Raw genomic sequence first — 20,999 nt, 5'->3', positions numbered from 1 at the left:
CGAGCCGATCCGAAGGGAACCGCCATGGCCCCGGACTTCGTCATCTTCGGCGCCGCGGGGGACCTGACCTCGCGCTACCTGATGCCCGCCCTCGCCCGGCTCGACGAGTCGGGCCAGCTCCCCAAGGGGGTGACGATCCGGGGCGTCTCGCAGGAGGACTGGGACGTCGACCGCTTCCGACGGCACATCGCCGATCGGCTGGCGACGCTCCACGAGGACATCCCCCCGGGGGTCGTGGCCGACCTGATCAAACGACTCGACTACCGCCAGGCCGACGTGACCAACCGGGACGAGGTGGCCGAGGCGCTCGGCAAGTCTCGGGGGCCGGTGGTCGCCTACCTCGCCCTGCCCCCCCGGCTGTTCGGGCCGACGATCGAGACGCTGGCCGGGCTGGACCTGCCGGAGGGGAGCCGCCTGGTGGTGGAGAAGCCGTTCGGCTCCGACGTGGAGTCGGCGAAGCGGCTGAACCGGCTGCTGCACGAGTCGTTCCCCGAGCAGTCGGTCTTCCGGGTCGACCACTTCCTGATGAAGGCGACGATCCAGAACGTGATCGGCCTGCGGTTCGCCAACCGCATCTTCGAGATGCTCTGGAACCGGGACAACATCGAGCGGGTGGAGATCACCTGGGACGAGACGGTCGCCCTCGAAGGCCGGGCCTCGTACTACGACCGCTCGGGCGCCCTGCGGGACATGATCCAGAACCACCTGCTCCAGCTCCTCACCCTGGTGGGCATGGAGCCCCCCGTGACGATGAGCGAGCGCGACCTGCGGGACCGCAAGGTCGAGCTGCTGCGGGCCGTCCGCAACTTCACCCCCGAGGAGGTCGAGCGGCACACCGCCCGGGCCCGATACGCGGCGGGGACGGTGAAGGGCGTGGCCGTGCCGAACTACGTGGACGAGCCGGGGGTCGACCCGGACCGGAAGATCGAGACGTTCGCCCAGGTGACCCTGTTCGTCGACAACTGGCGGTGGGCGGGCGTGCCGTTCGTGCTGCGATCGGGCAAGGCCCTGGCGAGCGACCGGCACGAGATCGTCGTCCACTATCGCCCGGTCCCGCACCTGGCCTTCCACGAGGATCACCCGCAGCCGAACGTCCTCCGCTTCCAGCTCAACCCGGATCGGATGTCCCTGGGCATGAACATCAACGGGCCCGGCGACCCGCTGGACCTGGAGCGGGTGGAGCTGGCCACCGACTGCTGCCAGCAGGAGATCCCCGCCTATTCCCGGCTGCTGCTCGACGTGATCAAGGGGGACCCGATCCTGGCGATCCGGGGGGACGAGGCCGAGGAATCCTGGAGGATCGTCGAGCCGATCCTCCACGCCTGGGCCGAGGGCCGGGTCCCGATGCGAGACTACCCCGCCGGGTCGGACGGCCCCGACCTCGGCTGACCTCCCCGGTGCAATCCCGGTCGCGCCCCGGTTAACCTGGCGGTCGGACGACGACCAGGCCGAGACCGGGGAGGACCGACCGATGCTCCGAGGACGATTCGCGTGGGCGACCGCCCTGCTCTGGCTCTCCCCGGCGACCGGGGCGGAGCCGATCGAGGCGCAGGTGCTCGTCTACGGCGGCACGCCGTCCGGGATCGCCTCGGCGCTGGCCGCCGCCGACTCGGGGAGGGCCGTCCTGCTGGTCGAGCCCTACTCCCATGTCGGCGGGATGACGACCAACGGGCTGAGCCACCCGGACTTCCGGACCTTCGAGGGGCTCAGCGGCACCTACCTCGCGTTCACCCGCCGGGTCCTCGACCACCTCTCGGCCACCTTCGGCGCCGGGTCGCCCGAGGTCGCCGCCTCGTTCCGGGGCACGCACGCCGGGCCGGGGATCAACCGCCTGGTCTTCGAGCGGATGATCGCCGAGCGGCCGGGGATCGAGGTCCGGGCGCGGACGAGGCTGATCGGCGTCGAGGTCGACGAGTCGGGGGGTTCGAGGCGGATCGCCGCGGCCCGGTTCGGGCCCGAGGGGGATGGGCCGATCGACGTCCGGGCCCGGGTCTTCATCGACGCCTCCTACGAGGGCGACCTGATGGCCGCCGCGGGGGTGCCCTATCGCGTCGGCCGGGAGGGCCGGGCCGAATACGGCGAGCCCCTCGCCCCCGAGGAGGCGGACGGGCAGGTCCAGGGCTACAACTTCCGCCTGACGATTACCGACGTGCCCGAGGACCGCGTCCCGCCGCTGGAGCCTCCCGGCTACCGCCGGGAGGAGTTCGAGGGGCTGGTGCCGCTGCTGGAGTCGGGGGCGCTCGACTCGGTGTTCTGTCCCAGCCGGGGGGGGGTCTACAAGGCCCAGATCCCGCCGCTCCCCCGGGGGAAACGGGACATCAACGACGTCTCCCGGGAGGTGGTCCGCCTCTCGCTGCCCGGCCTCAACGACGCCTGGCCCGAGGGCGACGCCGAGACGCGCCGGGCCATCTTCGACGCGCACGTGCGCCACAACGTCGGCATGCTTTACTTCCTCCAGACCGACCCCGCCGTCCCGGCCCGGTTCCGGGAGGAGGCGAGGCGTTGGGGCTTCTGCCGGGACGAGCACCCCGAGCACGGGCACCTTCCGGAGCAGATCTACGTCCGGGAGGCCCGTCGGATGGCCGGCCGCCACGTCTTCACCGAGCACGACACGGGCCACGCCCCCGGCGACGCCCGGTCGGTGCCCAGGCCCGACGCGATCGCCTGCGGCGACTACGGCCCGAACTGCCACGGCACCTCGCACGAGGGGCCGCGCTTCGGCGGCCGTCATTCGGGCGAGTTCTACAAGCAGGTGCCCCCCTATCAGATCCCGTTCGGCGTGCTCCTGCCCCGAGACGGGGACTGCGACAACCTGCTGGTCCCCGTCGCCTGCTCGGCGTCCCACGTCGGCTTCTGCGCCCTCCGGCTGGAGCCGATCTGGGCCTCGATGGGGCAGGCCTCGGGCCTCGCGGCGCACCTGGCGATCCGAGACGGGGTGCCGGTCGGCGAGGTGCCCGTCCCCGAACTCCAACGCCTGCTGCACGCCGCCGAGTCGGCCACGATCTACGTGAGCGACGTCCCGCCCGGCGCCCCCGACTTCGCCGCGGTGCAGTGGTGGGGCACGCTGGGCGGCCTGCACGGGCTCGCCCCGGTGCCGGGGACGCCGGGGCAGCGCGGGGAGAACATCGTCGGCCAGTATTACGAGGCCTTCCCCAACCACGCCGCCGGGCTCGACGAGCCGATGGACGACGGACTCCGCCGGCGTTGGCTGGCGCTCGCCTCGGGGCTCGGCCTGCCGACGGGGCCCCTCCTCGACGCCGCCTCTCGGGGGGAGTTCATCCGGGGGGCATTCGCCCTCGCCCCGGACGGCCCGTGACCTGCCGTCGAGATCCCTCGTCGATGATCCCGGACGGCCGACGGCCGATCCCCGGGGGCGGGTCGCCGGCCCCGACCTGCCCCGGCCCGGACCGGGCCCTCGCCGGGAGAGGGCAGTTCCTTGCCTCCCGGGCTCCCATCGGTTCAAGTAGCGGTCGCACCCCGACCCGGCCCGATCGAGGGGGCGGGCGGGCCCGAACCGACCGGCAACCGGGGAATCCGGACATGATGCGAGCCTTCCTCGTCGCCTCCCTCTTCCTGACGAGCCCGGGGCCCGTCCGGTCGCATGAGGGACGCCCCGATCGGGCCCGGCCGACTCGGCCCCCGGAATATCTCGGGATCGGCTGGGAGGCCTCGGGGAAGAACGGGGCCGTCGTCGCCGGGGGCGCGGAGGCGACCGCGGCGGGGATGGAGATCCTCAAGGAAGGCGGCAACGCGATCGACTCGGCCGTGGCGACCCTGCTGGCGATGAGCGTGACCGACGCCCACCTGTTCTGCTTCGGCGGCGAGGTGCCGATCCTGATCTACGACGCCGACCGGGGCGTCGTCGAGGCGATCGCCGGCCAGGGGGCCGCCCCCAGGCTGGCGACCCGGGCCCATTTCGAGGAGGAGGGCGGCATCCCCGAGGAGGGGATCGAGGCGGCGGCAGTCCCGGCCGCGCTCGACGCCTGCCTGACGGCCCTGGGACGCTCGGGCACCCTTACCTTCGGCCGGGTGGCGGGCCCGACGCTCCGGATCCTCGACCGGGGCGAGCAGCCCTGGCACGCCGACCTCGCCCGGACCCTCCGCACGCTGATCGAGGCCGAGGAGAGGTCGGACGACCGCCTCCGGGGGCTCCGCCTGGTAAGCGACTGCTTCTACCGGGGGCCGATCGCCCGTCGGATCGACGCCTGGTCCCGGGCCAACGGGGGACTGATCCGCTATGAAGACCTCGCCACGCACGCCTCCCGGGTCGAGGAGCCGGTGGCGGTCGACTACCGGGGGTACCGGGTCTACAAGGTCGGGCCCGTGACCCAGGGGCCGGCGCTGCTCCAGGCGCTGACGATCCTGGGCGGCTTCGACCTCGCCGGGGCCGGCCCCGACTCTCCCGACGCGATCCACCTCCAGGTCGAGGCGCTCAAGTTGGCGATGGCCGACCGGGACGAGTACTACGCCGACCCGCTGTTCGAGCAGGTCCCGATCGACGAGTTGCTCTCCGACGACTATGCCTCGTCCCGACGTTCGCTCATCGACCCCCGGGTCGCCTCCCTGGAGCGTCGTCCGGGCGACCCGGCCTCGGGCGGGCCGTTGCTTGAGCCGGGGCGGTCGGCGGTTCAGCTCGGCCGGACCCAGCCGTCGAGCGACACGACGACCTGCGTCGTGGCCGACGCGGGGGGGAACGTCGTGGCGGCCACGCCGAGCGGCTGGTCGGGGGTGCTGGCGGGGGACACGGGCATCTGGCTCGGCTCCCGGCTCCAGAGCTTCAACACCTGGGAGGGGCACCCCAACGTCATCGAGCCCGGCAAGCGGCCGAGGATCACCTTGACCCCGACGATCGTGACGAAGGACGACAGACCGGTGATCGCCGTCAGCATTGCCGGGGGAGACGCCCAGGACCAGGCGACGCTCCAGCTCCTGACCAACGTCATCGATTTCGGCCGGTCGGCCTCGGAGGCGGTCACCTCCCCCCGGTTCAATTCGGAGCACCTCGTCGGCTCGTTCGGCCAGCCGCCGCCGAGGCTCGGCGTGCTCCGGCTCAGCACCGAGGTGGCGGACGAGGTGGCCGAGGAGCTGGAAGCCAGGGGCCACCTCGTCGAGCGGGCCCGGCCGCCGGTGGCGTCGAACCCGACGATCCTGGTGCTCGACCCGGACTCCGGCGTCATCGAGGCGGCGGGAGACCCCGCCGCCCGACGCCACGCCGGCGCGTACTGAGTGTGGGGGGGCGGAGGCTACCGTCTCGATGAGCGACGACATCGAGGTCCACTTCGACCCCCGACGCCGTCTCCTGTCGCTGGCCTGCGGCGAGGAGGCGTTCTCCCGGCTTCGAGATCGCATCTTCGAGGAGGCGACGATCCCCGACCTCATCGGCCCCCCTTCCCCGGATGTCCATCGCATCGAGATCGAATCCGTCCCAGCCGCCGAGGGGCCTCGCCGGCATCATGGCCGATGGCCGGCCTCCCTGGCGGCCGGCCTGGCGGGCCTCGCCGGCCTGTTCGTGTTCGGGGTGGGCCTCTGGACGATCCTCCGATGAATCCTGCGACGCGTCGCTTGAGCCCGAGACAAGGCGCACCGGCCCGCCGGCCTGGATCGATCGCCCCTCTTCCTTGCCTCCTTTGACGAGCAATGAACCATGACGATCCGACAATCCCACCTCTGCCTGTTCGCCCTGATCGCCTCGCTGACCCCGGCCCCGGCGGTCGCGTCCCAGGAGGGTGATCCCGGCCCCTATGACCTGGTCATCCGGGGGGGCCGGATCGTCGACGGCACCGGCAACCCCTGGTACTTCGGCGACCTGGCGATCCGGGGGGACCGGATCGCGGCCGTCGGCCGGATCCCGGAGGATGCCGAGGCGGAACGGACCATCGACGCGACCGGGATGGTGGTGGCCCCGGGGTTCGTCGACATGCACTCGCATTCGGATCGGGTGCTCTTCGAGGACGGCGCCGCCGAGTCGAAGCTCTACCAGGGCGTCACCACCGACGTCCTCGGCGAACACACCTCCGGCGGTCCGCTGGCCGAGCCGACCGAGGAGACGATCGGCGGCGAGACGGTCCGGATCGAGTCGCTGGGAGACTACCTGGACGCCGTCGAGCGGTCGGGCATCGGCATCAACGTCGCCTCCTACGTCGGCCTGGGGAACGTCTGGGGCGGGGTGATGGGGGACTCGTTCGACCGGCCGACCGAGGAGCAATTCCGGGAGATGGAGGATCTACTCGACGCGGCGATGGCCGACGGGGCGCTCGGGCTGTCGACGATGCTCGCCCACCCGCAGGCGCTGGGGGTGACGACGGACGACCTCGTCCGGCTCTGCGAGGTGGTGGCGCGGCACGGCGGGCTCTACTCGTCTCACATCCGGAGCGAGGGGGAGGACGTGCTGGAGGCCATCGGCGAGGCGATCGCCGTCGGCGAGCGGGCCGGGGTGCCGGTCGACATCATCCACATCAAGATCGCCGACCAGGCCCTCTGGGGCCGGATGGCCGAGATCGTCGCCCTGATCGACGCCGCCCGGGCCCGGGGCGTCGACGTGCAGGCGAACGTCTACCCGTACACCCGGGGGAACAACGACCTCGTCAGCATCATCCCCCCCTGGGCCCACGAGGGCGGCACCGAGGCGCTGCTCGCCCGCCTGGCCGACCCCGAGGCCCGGGCTCGGATGAAGCGGGACATCCGGTCGGGACTGCCCGGGTGGTACAACCACTTCCTCGCCGTCGGCGGCGACTGGTCTCGCATGCTCATCTCGGCCCGGCTTACCCCCGAGCACGCCGGGCTGGAGGGGAAGACGATGGACGTCATCCTCCCCGCGCTGGCCGGCGACCGCCAGCCGCCCCCGGACGACCTCGACCTCCTGTTCGACTTCCTCCTGGCCGAGGGGGGCTCGATCGGCACGATCTACGCCCACCACACCGAGGAGGACATGAACCTCGCCCTGGTGCAGCCCTGGTGCTCGATCGGTTCCGACGGCTCGGCGCTCGCCACCTCCGGCCCGCTCCGAAGCGGCCACCCGCACCCCCGGAACTTCGGCACCTTCCCCCGGGTGCTCGGGCTCTACGTCCGGGATCGGGGGCTTCTCGGGCTGGAGGAGGCGGTCCGCAAGATGACCTCCCAGAACGCGACGAAGGCGGGCCTCGATGACCGCGGCCTGCTCCGGCCGGGGTCCATCGCCGACGTGGTCGTGCTCGACCCGGCCCGGATCATCGACCGCTCGACCTTCCTCGAACCCTTCCGGTACTCCGAGGGGATCTCGACGGTCGTCGTCAACGGCCGGGTCGCGCTCGACTCCGGGGCACCCACCGGCATCCGGGCCGGCCGGTCGCTGCGACGGGGGCGGTGACGGGAGGGTCGTCTGCCGACCGACCGACCGCCGACCGCCGACCGGGGCGGGCTCCGCTCCGGCCCGACGGGCCGCCCCTTGTTCACGCCGTCCCCCCGCCCCTCGTCGGGGGCGACACCCCGGCGCCTCGACCAGGCCGTGACGGCCCAACCCCCCGGCCAATCTCCTCCCCTCACCCTCCTTCGAGCGCCGGGGCCGTCGATGATGTTGCATCCGGGCCGCACCCCTGACCCGAGGGGGTTGTTTCTTCTCAACGTCCCTCCTCGCGATCGATCGGCCCATACGCCGGAGTAGGCGAATTCGACCGGCTTCACCGACTCGGCTCGTGCCAACCGAGTCAGACCTTCAAGCCTTCCCAGGTCGTACTCTCCGCCGCCGGAGTGGCCCGGGGCTGGTGGATCGTGTCAATGAAGGCCGAGATGCGGCGATTCGTCGCGTCGCAAGGCGGAACCACCATCCCAGAACGTGCCCTCGTCGATGCGTGGGCCGTTCGTCGGGTCGGTCGGGCTCCCGAAACCGGCCATCTTGGGCAGCCATCGAATGCCATCACGATTCACGGACGAGTCGAACGATCCATGTCACGGTGTGTGCAAAGCGGCATCTCCTGTATGGGGACATTTTCGTCCTTCCTCACTTCCCCGTCTTGGAGATCGCCCCCCGATGAGATCGATTCCCCCCGCCCTCGGGTTCTCCGCCCTGGTGGCGGTCGCGCTGATCTCGGGCCCGAGGTCGGTGCAGGCCGATTTCTCGCTCGAATTCTCGACCCCCGCCTACACCGGCACCAGCCCCACGAGCACGCCGCCCTGGGCGACGGCTTCGTTCGAGTCGATCGACCCGGACACCGTGCGGCTGACGATCGACTCCAGCCTCGACGTCGCCTCGGAGTTCCTGACCGAGTTCTATTTCAACTTCGACCCCGCGCTCGACCTCACCGCCCTGGACATCGAGTTCGTCTCCGGCGTCGAGGCGGGCAGTATCGATCAGGACGAGGACGGCATCAACGTGCCGGGCGGCCTCTCCGCGGACATCGTGATCGACTATCCCAACCAACCGGCCTCGCGGCTGAACGGCACCAAGCAATCGGTGTATGACCTGAACTATTCCGGCGCGGGCACGTTCAACGCGGAGTCGTTCTCCTTCCTGACGACGGGCAATCGGGCGTTCCTGGCCGTCTTCCACGTCCAGGGCATCCCGACCGGTGCGGGCAGCGGCCACGTCGCGGGCACCCCGGTCAACGTGGTCCCCGAGCCGTCGACGCTGGCCCTCAGCGGCATCGCCGCGATGGCCGGCCTGGGCATCGCCTCCCGGAGACTCCGCCGCCGAGGCTGATCCGGCGGGACCGGATCGGACCCGAGTGCTCCCGACCCGACGCCCGCCCGGACTCCCGGGCGGGCGTCGGCGTTTCCCCCCCGAACTCCGGCGGCCGGGCACGCCCCCGCCCCCCCGGCCGGCTCCCCGGCGACCCTGCAGGACGGCCCGGGCCGCCCCCGGCCGGGCCTTTGCAGCCGGGCTCCCCGTCGAGTCTCCTCGCTTTCGCCCGGACCTCGGATATAATCGGTGGCTCGCCCCCCGCGTCGGCGGAGCCGGAGACGGGGGCATAGGAGTCCGGCCCTCTCCCGACACTGCAACCGGGGCGCCCGAGCCGCTCGAGACGACACGCCATGCCGCTGATCCTGGTGATTGACGACGATCGCTCCGTGCAGCATTTGGTCACCCAGGCCCTCAAGCCGCTGAAGGCCGAGGTCCTGACCGCCCAGTCGGCCGACGACGGGCTCGCCCAGATCCGGGAGCGGTCGCCGGAGGTGGTGCTGCTGGACATCCTCCTGCCGGAGACCTCCGGGCTGGAGCTGTACCGGCGGGTCTACGACCTGGACCCGAAGCTGCCGATCATCTTCATCACCAGCGTCTCCTCGGGCGAGACGGCGATCGAGGCCATCAAGCTCGGCGCCTACGACTACATCCACAAGCCATTGGACGTGGAGCAGCTCCGGGATAAGGTCCAGCAGGCGGTCGAGATCCGCCGGCTGATGCACGAGCCGGTCGTGCTGCCCGACGCCGGCACCGAGCCGCACGAGGGGGACCTGCTCGTCGGCAACAGCCCGGAGATGATGGAGGTCTACAAGGGGATCGGCCGGGTGGCGCCGCAGGACGTCACCGTGCTGATCCGGGGCGAGAGCGGCACGGGCAAGGAGTTGGTCGCCCGCGCCATCTACCAGCACAGCCGCCGGGCCAACGGCCCGTTCCTGGCGATCAATTGCGCCGCCATCCCCGAGGGGCTGCTGGAGTCGGAGCTGTTCGGCCACGAGAAGGGGGCCTTCAGCGGCGCCGTCACCACCCGGATCGGCAAGTTCGAGCAGTGCGACGGCGGCACGATCTTCCTGGACGAGATCGGCGACATGTCGCCGATGCTCCAGAGCAAGGTGCTGCGGCTGCTGCAGGAGCGGCAGTTCGAGCGGGTGGGGGGCAACAAGACGATCAGGGTCAACGTGCGGATCATCGCCGCCACGCACCGAGACCTGGAGAACATGCCCGAGGAGAAGTTCCGCTCCGACCTCTATTACCGGCTCAACGGCTTCGTCATCACCCTCCCGCCGGTGCGGGACCGGGGCGACGACCTCTTGATCCTGATCGACCACTTCCTCAAGCGGTTCAACCGGGAGCTGGCCAAGCAGGTGCAGGGGCTCTCCCCCGAGGCGCTGAACCTGATGATGCGCTACGGCTGGCCGGGCAACGTCCGGGAACTGCAGAGCATCCTCCGGCAGGCGATGCTGCAGTCGACCGGACCGGTGCTGATCGCCGACTTCCTGCCGGGGGACGTGCGATCCGGCCGACGCCGCAACGGCGGGGCGGCCCCCGAGGCGGGTGCCGACCTCAACCGGTTCATCCGGGAGCGCCTGGAGGCCGACTCGAAGGATCTGTACGCCGAGTCGATCGAGTTCCTCGAATCGGCCCTGATCCGGCGGGTCCTGACGGCCACCGGCGGCAATCAGTCCCGCGCCTCGGAGATTCTCGGGATCGCCCGGGGGAGCCTGCGGAACAAGATCCGCTCGCTCGGCATCTCGATCGACCGCGTCGTCAGCGATTCCGAGGACGAGGCGGATTGAGCCGGGCCCGCCCGGATCGGGTCCGGGCGGGGTCCTCAACGAGGGGCGCCGGCCCGGTCCGCGGCGAGGGCGTCCCGGAGGCGGTGCAACTCGGCGACGAGGCGTTCGACGGCCTCGGCGGCCTCCGGGAGGCGGCCCTCCCGGCCGATGTCCTCGACGAGCGAGGCGGCGCGGGCGGCGGGGCCGGAGCCGCAGTTGGCGGAGAGCCCCTTGAGGCTGTGGGCGGAACGCTCGACGCCGTGGGCGTCCTCGTTGAGCAGGCCGAGGCGGAGCTGGTCGAGCAGCTTCGGGTAGTCTTCCATGTAATAGGCGATCATGTCTCGGAACAGCTCCTCGTCGTTGCCGAGCCGCTTCAGGGTGGCGTCCCGGTCGTAGAGCGGGCCGGGATCGCGATCGTCTCCCACGGCGTCCTCCTTCGGCCCCCCCCCCGTCGACCGGCCGTCCGGGGCCGGCGGGGCCCCGGGGGGGGAATGGGCCGGGCCGGGGCCGTCGGGGCGGGGGGCGAACGCTTCGACGACATTGAGGAACGAGTCGATGTCGATCGGCTTGGCGATGTAGCCGTCCATGCCGGCCCGGAGGCAGCGCTCCTGGTCCCCCCTCATGGCGTGGGCGGTCAGGGCGAGGATCGGGACCTCCGGGCCGGAGCCGTCCCCGGCCGAGCGGATGGCGGCGGTGGCCTGGAGGCCGTCCATGACCGGCATCTGCACGTCCATCAGGACGAGATCATAGCGTCTCCTGCCGGCCAGCTCGACCGCTTCCCGGCCGTTGGCGGCCAGATCCACCCGGTGCCCCCGGCGGCGGAGCACGGCCAACGCGAGCTTCTGATTGGCCGGGGTGTCCTCGGCCAGGAGGATCTGGAGCGAACGTCGGGCCGGGCGCCGGGCCGTCGGCACGGTCGGGGTCCGGCTCGGCGGCTCGAAGGCCTCCCGGATGGCGTCGAGCAATCCGGAGGGGGTGACCGGCGGCTCCACGGTCGCCGAGCCCCCCCGGGCCTTGCGGATCTCCTCGTCGAGGGCGGTGAGAGCCCCCGGGGGCCGGATCAGGATGGTCGCGCCGGACAGCCCCTCGCGACGGATCCGGGCGCCCACGTCGACGCCGTCCAGGCCGGGCAGCCGGGAGTCGAGGATCGCCAGGGGGAAGGGGGAGCCCCGGCGGGCCGCCTCGGCGAGCCGGGCCAGGGCGGTCGGGCCGTCGGGGACGGCCTCGGGCCGCATCGACCAGCCCCGCAGGGCGGACTCGATGAGCCGGCGGCCCTCGGGCGAGCCGGCGGCCACGAGGACCCGGATCCCCCGGAGGTCCAGGCCGGGGGCCCGTGCCGGGCCGCCGGGGCGCTCGGCCGGCTGGCGGCGGAACCGGGCGACGAAGGAGAAGCGGCTGCCGTGGCCGGGCAGGCTCTCCAGCGTCATCTCCCCGCCCATCAGCCCGATGATCTGCCGGCAGATCGACAGCCCGAGCCCGGTGCCCGAATAGGGGCGGGTGCTGGAGGCGTCGAGCTGGGTGAACGGCGAGAAGATCCGGTCCCGGTCCTCCGCCGCGATGCCGATCCCCGTGTCGGCGACCTCGAAGCGGAGGGCCACCTCGCCCCGGTCCCCCCCGTCGGCCTCGGGGAGCAGGCCGACGGTGACGGTCACCTCCCCCTCCCGGGTGAACTTGACGGCGTTGTCCAGCAGGTTGACCAGCACCTGGCGGAGCCTCCGAGCGTCGCCGACGAGGTCGTCGGGCACGTCGTCGGCCACCGAGCCCGCCAGGTCGAGCCCCTTGCGGGCGGCCCGGGTCGACAGGGGGCGGACCGCCTGGTCGATCGCCGACCGCAGCCGGAAGGGGGCCGGGTCCAGCTCGAAGCCGCCGGCCTCGATCGACGAGTAGTCGAGCAGGTCGCTCAGCAGGGCCAGCAGCGCCTCGGCCGAATCCTGGGCCGTGCCGAGGTAGTCCCGCAGGGTCGGGTCGCGTTCGGATTGCAGCACGAGCTGGTTCATGCCGAGGATGGCGTTCATCGGCGTGATCAGCTCGTGGCTGAGGATGGCGAGGAACTCGCTCTTGGACCGGCTGGCGGCCTCGGCCCGGCCGATCGCCTCGGCCAGCTCGCGCTCGACGCGCTTCTGGCGGCTCAGATCCAGGACGAAGGCGACCCAGTCCGAGCCGCCCGGCTCGACCACCGCCCCGCCGACGAGCACCGGCACCCGGCGGCCCTCGGCCGTGAGGTACTCCTTCTCGAACGGGCTGAGCGTCCCCGTGCGGAACAGCTCGTCGAAGTTCTTCCGGTCCTCGCCGAGGTAGGGCTCGGGGGTGATCTCGGCCACGGGCAGCCCGCCGTCGGCCAGCCGGTCGCGGCGATGGCCGAGCATCCGCAGGAAGGCGTCGTTGGCTTCCAGGATCGCCTCGTCCCGGCCGGCGATCACGCCGATGACGTCCGACTCCGCCAGGCGGCGGAAGCGGGCCTCGCTGGACCTCCAGGCGAGCAGGGCCTGCCTCGCCTCCCCGGTCGACGCCTCGGCCCGCCGTCGGGCGCGGTGCAGGGCCTCGCAGACCGAGCAGATGATCACCCCCTCGAAGGCGAAGGCCAGCACCCGGTACTGGGCCCCGGGCTCGCCGACCCAGAGCCTCCCCGTCGGCGGCAGGAACGCGTGCACCGAGGCGCCCACCGACAGGGCCAATGCCAGCAGCCCCGGCACCATCCCGCCGTACCAGGCCGTCAGGGTCACCGCCGCGGCGAAGAAGACGAACGGGCTGTAGTCCCGCTCCCCCACCGGGTCGATCGCCCATTTCAGGGCGAACGCCAGGGCGACGCTCAGCACGGCGATCGCGTAGGCGGGGACCTTCTGGGCGTGTCGCATGGTGGGGGCGAGGGGGAGGGGGGACGGGCGAGCCGGGGCGGGGCCGCGTGGTCGGATCAGCCGAAATCGATCTGAAGCGGGTCGGAGTGCCCGGCCGCCTCGGCGACCTCCGAGAGCCCGAGCTGGTGGAGGATGTCCTGGAACCGGTCGGCGATGTCCCGGAGGTCGTACTCCTCCTCGATCACCCTCCGGCTCCCCCGCTCGATCATCACCGCCTGGCGCAGCAGCGAGGCCCCGTCGGTCAGATTATCGACGCGGGAGCCGATCAGGGCAATCACCTCGAGCAGCCGGATCGTCAGCGCCGCGTTGCCCAGGCCGTACTGCCGGATCTGGTCGAAGGCGGTGTTGATGATCCCGCCGAACCGGGTCGAGCGGACGATCGCCCGCAGGCGGCCCTCGGCGTCGTACCGCCGCCGGGGGGGCATCTTCCGGCCGGCCAGCAGGCACATGGCCGAGCCGAGGCGGTCGACGCAGTTGATCGCCGTGAAGGGATCGTTGTTGGCCAGGGCCCGGATGGCCACCTCCACGAGCTGGCTGATGGAGAACTCCACGTCCTCCGGCGGCGTCCGCTGCACCCCCAGCAGGAAAGTGCCCCGGAGCCGACGCCTGGCCTCCTCGTCGAGCCGGTCGGCCGGCCAGGCGGTGGCCAGCGTGCCGCCGGCGATGACGAAGTCCCCCGGGCGGTACTCCAGCCGGGCGACCAGGTCGCGCTCGGCGCAGAAGTCGAGCAGCGTCTCGTGGTCGATCACCTGCAGGTAGCCCGAGTTGACCGCCAAAATCGGGCTCGCCTCCTCCTCGAAGTGGGGGGGCAGGTCGCGCCCCGGGTCGTCCCGCTCGGAGGCCGGCGAGAGGGGCTCGATCGGCCCGCGCTCCTCGGGGAAGTGGCGGCGGATGGACCGCTCCAGCTCCCGGGCGACCGAGTCGATCACGTTGGGGGCCTGGATCGCCTGGGCGACGTGGTGGATGAAGTAGATCAACAACGCCAGGCAGATCAGCGCCAGCCCGACCCCGCCCCAGAGCGAGACGACCGGCGCGAAGTCCGTCTGCTCCGGCATCCCCAGCGGCACCGGGGCTCCCGCCTCCCCCGTCCGGGCCGAGGGGGGCCCGCTCACTTCCTGCGCGTTGGAGCCGCTCTCGATCGCCAGCAGCACGACGACGCTGAAGACGAAGGTCGCCAGGAAGGCGCCGAGCACCACCTGGGTGCCCACGTCCGTCATGAACGTCCGGATCAGCCTCGGCCCGAACTGATCGGAGGCCAGCGTCAGGTTGACCATCGCGATCGAGTAGACGATGCCGACGATGGTGATCATCGAGCCGGCGATCATCCCCAGGATCGTCCGGGCCTCGTCCGGCCCGCCCCGGGCATACCAGGCGCTCACCTCCCGGGTGCCCCGGGTCAGGAAGATGTCCACCTCGATGGCCGCGAAGGCCAGCCCGACCGCGACGAGGACCATCACCGAGGGGACGAACAGGTACCCCGACCGCAGCCAGTCCCAGTGGTAGCGCAGCCGGGCCGGGCCGGCCGGGTAGCGGAACCGGGGCGGTCGGGAGATACGGGACATCGAGGGGCTTCCCCCCGGGGGCGGGGAGGATGCCCCGGGGCCTTCTGATTGGCTCAATCCTGGTGCTCTCGGACGATCGTCGCGACGGCCTCGGGGTCGTGGATCGCCCGGGCCCGGATCTCGACGATATCCTGGCCGGCGCTGGAAATCAGCAGGTCGCCGATGTTCAGCAGCCGCTGGACGACGGACTGCTCCACCTGGATGTTCCGCACGTCGTCGTGGTTGACCTCGCTGGTCGCCTTGGAGAACAGGCCCTTGCGGAGGATCGAACGCCGGTTGGTCACCGTCAGGGTCACGTAGAGCGACTTGAACCACCAGTAAGCCAGATCCAGGCCCCCGACGACCGCCGCGATCAGGCCGCCGAAGCCGAGCGTGGCGCTGCCGACGCCCGCCCCCCAGACGGCACAGACCAGGCCGCCGACGATCAGCAGCATCGAGCCGATCGACTGGAAGATCCGGCGGCGGAAGACGGCCGGGTGCAGGACCAGCAGCGAACGCTCCTGGTCGATCGGCCCCCCGACGTGCGGGGCGCCGCCCTTGCGGATGACCGAGCCGGCCTCGTCGTCGCCGATCGGGTAGGACGGCGGCGCCTCGACCCGGAAGGGCCGCTCGCACTTCGGGCAATTGACGACCTCGCCCAGCATCTCGTCGCCGACCTCGACCTTGGCCTCGCAGTGCGGACACTTGTAGACGAGCGTGGATTGTTGATTCATGGGTCTCCTCCCCGTCGGCGCCCGTCCGGCGGCCGGCCCGGCCCCCTTCGACATCGCGCCGGTCATGACTGCCGAAGACCAAGCAAACTTCGTGCCGCCGCCGGGACGTGCGACGGGGCCCGCGCGATTGGGATCCGCATGACCGCGATGCTCGCCACCTGACCGCGTCGCTCCCCTCGGCCCCCCTCGTACAGAGAGATCCCCCTCCCCGCCAGATCCCCCCTCCCCGCCCGGCGGCCCCCGGGGCGGCAGGCCGAGGCGTTGGCACGCGACGTGCAGCAGGAATCCGGCCGACCGGGTGATTTGCAGATGTGCATCTCACCCGTCACATTCACGCGTCCCGGAACGACGCACGTTTTCACCCGATTCCTCGCCGAAGGGCGGGGGGAGGAGTTCGATCATGCTGGGCTGGGCCATCTCGTTCCTGATCATCGCGCTGATCGCGGCCGTCCTGGGCTTCGGCGGCGTCGCCGGCACGGCGGCCTGGATCGCCAAGGTGCTGTTCGTCGTGTTCCTGGTGCTCTTCGTCGCGTCGCTGATCTTCGGCCGGACCCGAGGGCCCGCGGCCTAAGGCCTCGGGGAAGTGATTCGGCCCCGACCATCCGTCCGGCGTGGGAACCCCCGCGCCGGGTGGGGCAGGCCCCCAGATGATGGAGTCAACGATGGCGAAGAATCTGCACGTGGTGCCCCACGAGGACGGGTGGGCGATCAAGCGGGAGGGCGAGGACGGGACGGTGTCCGTCCACGGCTCCCAGGCCGATGCGGTGGAGCGGGGCGAGCGTCTCGCCGCCGAGTCCGAGGTCAACCTGGTCGTGCACCGCGACAACGGGGCCTTCGACCACGTCGAGAACTTCAAGGAGGGCAACGGCCGGGCCGCCGCCGCCGGACGGGAACGGGCCGACTACCGGGCCGCCGACACCCGCCCCGACGAGGAGCGGGTTCGGCTGCAGGACGTGGCCTCGGTCGGCAGCCGGGTGAGCTGGGGCGCCCTGATCGCCGGGGCGGTCGTGGCGTTGACGGTCTACGTCTCGCTCGGCACGCTCGGCGTGGCCGTGGGCCTCTCCACCGCGGACATGAACCGCGTCGACGGCGGCACGCTGGCCATCGGCGCCGCGATCTGGGCCGCCCTCTCGCTGCTGATCGCCCTGTTCCTGGGAGGCTTCGTCACCAGCCGGAGCACCGTCGGCGAGCGCAAGGACGAGTCGATGATCTACGGCCTGCTGCTATGGGGCACGATCTTCGTGGCGGTGGTGGTCCTGACGGGCCTGGGCCTGAACCTGGGCATCGGCGGGATGATGGAGCAGGTGACCGGCTCGGGCACCACCGGGCCGATGCTGAGCGACGCGCAGATTGCCGAAGCCGAGCTGTCCCCGCAGCAGGTGGAGACCCTCCACCAGTTCCGGGACCGGGCGGATGCCGTCCGCACGACCACGGCCGCCTGGTGGACCTTTGCGACGCTGATCGCCTCGATCATCGCCTCGATCGTCGGGGCCCTCGTCGGCGCCGGGCCGCAGCTCTCGCTCGAGGACCTGAGGAGCCGTCGCGAGGCGGCAGTCGCCGCCCGGTCCTGACCCCGCCCCCCGCCGTCGGGGATCGGGCGTCGGGACGAATCGAGGCGAGCCCAGACCCGTGAGGTATCGCGCATGGACCTGCTCCGACTGATCCTGGCCGTCCTGCTGCCCCCCCTGGGGGTCTTCACCCAGGTCGGCATCGGATTCCAGTTCTGGCTGAACATCCTGCTCACGCTGCTCGGGTACATCCCGGGCGTCATCCACGCCGTCTACGTGATCGCCAGCGATTGAGGAGGCGGCCTCGGCCGGGGCACCGACCCCGGCCGATCGATCCCCGCCCCGGCGGGCCGAAGGTCGCCGGCGTCCCGGTTCGCCCCGGGACGCCGGCGGCCTTCGTTTGCGCGTGGGCCGGTTGCCTTGCGGGGGGCCCGTCCACTACGATCGGATCTCGCCACGAAATCGGATCTCGCCCGAGTCCCCGCCCGAGACGTCCCGAGCCGCCGCTCCCCCCTGGACGATCGAGACGCCCGATGCCCGACCACCCCCCCTTCTCCTCGACGCTCAAGGTCATGGGGATCACCCTCGCCCTCCTCGGCCCGGGCGATGCCGGGGCCGACGACGAGTTCGCCTTCTTCCACGAGGAGGTGATGGGGACCGCCCTGGAACTCCGGGTCCGGGCGGACGATTCCCGGGCCGCCCGATGGGTCGAGTCCCGGGTGCTCGGCGAGATCGACCGCCTCTCGGCGATCCTCGACGGCTGGGATCCGGCCAGCGAGCTGAGCCGCTGGGCCTCGTCCCCCGGCGGCCCGGCGGCCGTCTCCCCCGAGCTGTACGAGGTGCTCCGCCTGGCCGACTCCTGGCGGGGGGCCACCCGGGGCGCCTTCGACCCGAGGGCCGCCGCCCTCGGCCGGGCCTGGGACGCGTCGGCCCGGCTCGGCCTCGAGCCGACCGCCGGGGAACTGGCCGAAGCCCGGGACCGGTCGCGCCCCGCCGCCTGGCGGCTCGACCCCGCCGCCGGCACCGCCGAGCGATCGGCCGCCGGGCCGATCAGCCTGGACGGGATCGCCAAGGGATTCATCGTCGAGCGGGCCTGCGCCGCGGCGCTCGACCCGGGCCGGGGGGTCCGGGGGCTCCTGCTGAATGTCGGCGGCGACCTGAGGGCGGTCGGCGAGGGGTTCGGGGTCGTCGGCCTCGCGCCCCCGAAGGGGGACTCGGAGGCGGCCGAGCCGTTCGCCTTCCTGGAGGTGCGGGACCGCTCGGTGGCCACCAGCGGGGGGGCGCACCGGGGCTGGGAGTTCGCCGGCCGCCGGTATTCGCACATCCTCGACCCCCGGACCGGCCGCCCCGCCGGGCACGTGGCCTCGGCCACCGTCTCCGCCCCCGGCGGGGCCGACGCGGACGCCCTGGCGACGGCCCTGAACGTGCTACCGATCGCCGAGGGGCTGGGGCTGATCGACACCCTGCCGGAGGTCGAGTGCCTGATCGTCGCCGACGATGGCAACCTCCATCGCAGCGAGGGCTGGGGACGGCTGGAGCGCCCCCGGCCTTCTCCGGTCGCCCTGGCCAGCCTCCGGACCCCCGAGCCGGGTGCGCCGCAGGACGACGGCGAGGACTCGGGCCACTGGTCCGAGGCGTTCGAGCTGGTCGTCTCGTTCGAGATCAACCGGCCGGAGGTCGAGCAGCGTCGCTATCGGCGGCCCTACGTGGTGGTCTACGTCGAGGACGAGGGCGGGCACGTCGTCCGGCACCTGCTGATGTGGATCTCCATGTCCGGCTCGGGGCCGGACCAGTGGCTCCCCGACCTGCTCCGCTGGTATCGCCGGGACATCGGCCGGACCCGGATCGAGAAGCGGAACAAGGCCTACGCGATCGGCCGGTCGACCCGCCCGCCGGGCGAATATACGATCACCTGGGACGGCAAGGACGACCGGGGCAACCTCGTCCCGGAGGGGAAGTACACCGTCTTCGTCGAGGCCGCCCGGGAACACGGCACGCACCAGGTCATCCGGGCCCCGGTGGAGATCGCCGACCAACCGTTCGCCGAGGAATTCGAGGGGAATGTCGAGATCAAGTCCGCCGCCGTCGAGTATCGCCGATCGGGATCCGACTGATCCCCCCGCCTCGCCCTCGCCGGCCCGGTCGACGAGGCCGGGCCGGCGGCGGTCGATCGGCACCCGGTTCGCCGGGTTCGCCCGATGGTTGCACATCTACCTATCGATGTTCGGCCTGGCCGCCGTGCTGTTCTTCAGCGTCACCGGCCTGACGCTGAACCACCCCGACTGGTTCTTCGCCAACGTCGAGTCCATCGACGAGGCCGAGGGCCGGATCCCCGCCCCCTGGATGCACCTCGACGTGCCGGAAGGGGCCGAGGAGGAGGACCGGGTCGACCGTCTCCGGGTGGTCGAGCACCTCCGGGCCGAGCACGGCGTCCGGGGCTCGCTGGTCGAGTTCTACGTCGACGAATACGAGTGCTTCGTCACCTTCAAGGGGGCCGGCTACGCCGCCGACGCGCAGATCGACCGCGAAACGGGGGACTATCTCCTCACGCAGACGTCGCTCGGCCCCGTCGCCGTCCTCAACGACCTGCACAAGGGCCGGGACACCGGGCCGGCCTGGTCGGCGGCGATCGACGCCTCCGCCGCCGTGCTGACGATCATCTCGCTCTCGGGCCTGATCCTGCTGTTCTACCTGAAGCTCCGGCGCAATCCCGGGCTGGTGGTGGCGACGGTCGGCGCGGCGGTCGTCGTCGCGGTGGTGATCCTCTGGGTGCCCTGATCGCCGGGATGCCCCGCGGCGATGGCCGATGACGGACGTCGGCCGCGGATCGCGGGGGGCCTCCCCGGCCGCCGCGCTCACGCCGGCCCCACCCTCCTCGGGGGAGATTGAGTTCGCCCCCCGATCGGGTTATCCTGCCATCGGGCCGTCGCCGGGGTCCCCGGGGACGGCCTCCCGCCTCGCCCCTCCCGCCGGACCGACGCGCCCCGCATCGCATCGAAGGACACGGGCCGCTCCGAGCGTCCGCCCCACGACCCCGACCGGAGAGCGCCGCCATGCCCCTGCTCGAGCCGCCGACGCCGATCGCCGAATGGACCGTCGACCGCCTCCGCGTCAAGGTCTTCGAGGACCGCGCCCGCATGGGCCGGGCCGCCGCGGCCGACGCGGCCGGGGCGATCGTCGAGCGGCAGGAGGCCGCGGGGGTGGCCAACGTCATCTTCGCGGCGGCGCCCAGCCAGGACGAGTTCCTCACCGCCCTGCTCGGCCAGGGCCGGGTCGACTGGTCCCGCGTCGTCGGCTTCCACATGGACGAGTACCTCGGCCTGGCCCCCGACCACCCGGCCAGCTTCCGGCGCTATTTGCATGAGCACATCTTCCGACTCGCCGGGCTGCCCGACGACCGCCTCCGCCTGATCCCCGGGGAGCAGGCCGACCGACCGCTCCGGACCTGCCTCGAATACGAGGAGAAGCTCCGGGCCGAGCCGCCGGACGTCGTCTGCGCCGGGATCGGCGAGAACGGGCACATCGCCTTCAACGACCCGCCCGTGGCCGATTTCCTCGACCCGGTGCTCATCAAGGTCGTCCGCCTGGACCACGCCTGCCGCGCCCAGCAGGTCAACGACGGCTGCTTCGCGCAGCTCGACGACGTGCCGACGCATGCCTACACCCTGACGGTTCCCGCCCTGCTCTCCGCCAGGGCGATGACGGTCGTCGTCCCCGGCCCCCGCAAGGCCGACGCCGTGTTCGCCACCCTCAACGGCCCGATCGCCGAGGGCTGCCCCGCCACCGCCCTGCGCGACCACGCCGGGGCCACGCTGTACCTCGACCGGGAGTCGGCCCGCCTGGTCCTCTGATCCGGATGCCCCCCCGAAGCGGGCCCGCCGAACGCCGCACCCCGACCGCGAGGCGCTCATGAGCCCGGGCCCAGGGCATCCA

The 20,999-nt window shown here is 72.1% G+C and carries 16 protein-coding genes; 13 read left to right on the top strand and 3 right to left on the bottom strand.

The genetic code is table 11. From position 1 onward, the window contains the following. The first annotated feature begins 24 nt into the window (after positions 1-24). The 7 genes from ElP_RS15510 to ElP_RS15480 all read left to right on the top strand — a co-directional run bounded on the left by ElP_RS15510 (position 25) and on the right by ElP_RS15480 (position 10,449). A complete protein-coding gene (locus ElP_RS15510; RefSeq protein WP_145270772.1) occupies positions 25-1,389 on the top strand; it encodes a glucose-6-phosphate dehydrogenase in 1,365 nt (454 codons plus the stop codon). Between the two features lie 82 nt (positions 1,390-1,471). Continuing rightward, a complete protein-coding gene (locus ElP_RS15505) occupies positions 1,472-3,316 on the top strand; it encodes an FAD-dependent oxidoreductase (RefSeq protein WP_145270770.1) in 1,845 nt (614 codons plus the stop codon). Between the two features lie 224 nt (positions 3,317-3,540). Then, positions 3,541-5,226, top strand: coding sequence for a gamma-glutamyltransferase family protein (locus ElP_RS15500; protein ID WP_197447017.1), 1,686 nt, complete (start codon positions 3,541-3,543; stop codon positions 5,224-5,226). Positions 5,227-5,254: 28 nt separating this feature from the next. Then, positions 5,255-5,545, top strand: a complete 291-nt coding sequence (locus tag ElP_RS15495; RefSeq protein ID WP_145270766.1) for a hypothetical protein — start codon at positions 5,255-5,257, stop codon at positions 5,543-5,545. Positions 5,546-5,644: 99 nt separating this feature from the next. Further along, a complete protein-coding gene (locus ElP_RS15490) occupies positions 5,645-7,345 on the top strand; it encodes an N-acyl-D-amino-acid deacylase family protein (protein ID WP_145270764.1) in 1,701 nt (566 codons plus the stop codon). A gap of 660 nt (positions 7,346-8,005) precedes the next feature. Further along, positions 8,006-8,674 carry a PEP-CTERM sorting domain-containing protein gene (locus tag ElP_RS15485; protein WP_197447016.1) on the top strand — a complete coding sequence of 223 codons (669 nt, stop codon included), beginning with the start codon at positions 8,006-8,008 and terminating at the stop codon, positions 8,672-8,674. A gap of 332 nt (positions 8,675-9,006) precedes the next feature. After that, positions 9,007-10,449, top strand: coding sequence for a sigma-54-dependent transcriptional regulator (locus ElP_RS15480; protein ID WP_145270760.1), 1,443 nt, complete (start codon positions 9,007-9,009; stop codon positions 10,447-10,449). Positions 10,450-10,484: 35 nt separating this feature from the next. On the opposite strand, the gene ElP_RS15475 is transcribed toward ElP_RS15480, so the two are convergent. From ElP_RS15475 to ElP_RS15465, 3 genes are read right to left on the bottom strand one after another with little or no spacing between them, the layout of a single operon-like run. Then, a complete protein-coding gene (locus tag ElP_RS15475) occupies positions 10,485-13,283 on the bottom strand; it encodes a response regulator (RefSeq protein WP_145270758.1) in 2,799 nt (932 codons plus the stop codon). A gap of 56 nt (positions 13,284-13,339) precedes the next feature. Next, positions 13,340-14,845 (bottom strand): DUF2254 domain-containing protein, encoded by a 1,506-nt coding sequence (locus tag ElP_RS15470; RefSeq protein ID WP_145270757.1) that lies wholly within the window; start codon positions 14,843-14,845, stop codon positions 13,340-13,342. Positions 14,846-14,898: 53 nt separating this feature from the next. Beyond that, entirely contained in the window at positions 14,899-15,558 is a 660-nt protein-coding gene (locus tag ElP_RS15465) for a PH domain-containing protein (protein ID WP_197447015.1), read from the bottom strand. Between the two features lie 400 nt (positions 15,559-15,958). On the opposite strand from ElP_RS15465, the gene ElP_RS15460 reads away from it, so the two are divergent. The 6 genes from ElP_RS15460 (at position 15,959) to ElP_RS15435 (ending at position 20,917) form a co-directional block, all read left to right on the top strand. After that, positions 15,959-16,129, top strand: a complete 171-nt coding sequence (locus ElP_RS15460) for a DUF1328 domain-containing protein (protein WP_145270753.1) — start codon at positions 15,959-15,961, stop codon at positions 16,127-16,129. 91 nt (positions 16,130-16,220) lie between these two features. Then, complete coding sequence (locus tag ElP_RS15455) at positions 16,221-17,129, top strand: DUF2188 domain-containing protein (RefSeq protein WP_197447014.1); 909 nt, start codon at positions 16,221-16,223, stop codon at positions 17,127-17,129. Positions 17,130-17,201: 72 nt separating this feature from the next. After that, a complete protein-coding gene (locus ElP_RS15450; protein ID WP_145270749.1) occupies positions 17,202-17,360 on the top strand; it encodes a YqaE/Pmp3 family membrane protein in 159 nt (52 codons plus the stop codon). Between the two features lie 239 nt (positions 17,361-17,599). After that, positions 17,600-19,180 carry a DUF2271 domain-containing protein gene (locus ElP_RS15445; protein WP_145270747.1) on the top strand — a complete coding sequence of 527 codons (1,581 nt, stop codon included), beginning with the start codon at positions 17,600-17,602 and terminating at the stop codon, positions 19,178-19,180. Between the two features lie 88 nt (positions 19,181-19,268). Beyond that, on the top strand, positions 19,269-19,844 hold the full coding sequence (locus ElP_RS15440; protein ID WP_231749740.1) for a PepSY-associated TM helix domain-containing protein: 576 nt from the start codon (positions 19,269-19,271) through the stop codon (positions 19,842-19,844). Positions 19,845-20,119: 275 nt separating this feature from the next. Next, a complete protein-coding gene (locus tag ElP_RS15435) occupies positions 20,120-20,917 on the top strand; it encodes a glucosamine-6-phosphate deaminase (protein WP_145270743.1) in 798 nt (265 codons plus the stop codon). The last annotated feature ends 82 nt before the right edge of the window (positions 20,918-20,999 follow it).

Source organism: Tautonia plasticadhaerens (assembly GCF_007752535.1).
Classification (GTDB): Bacteria; Planctomycetota; Planctomycetia; order Isosphaerales; family Isosphaeraceae; genus Tautonia; species Tautonia plasticadhaerens.
The sequence above is the reverse complement of the archived record's forward strand: the minus strand, read 5'-3'. Positions and strand labels throughout refer to the sequence as shown.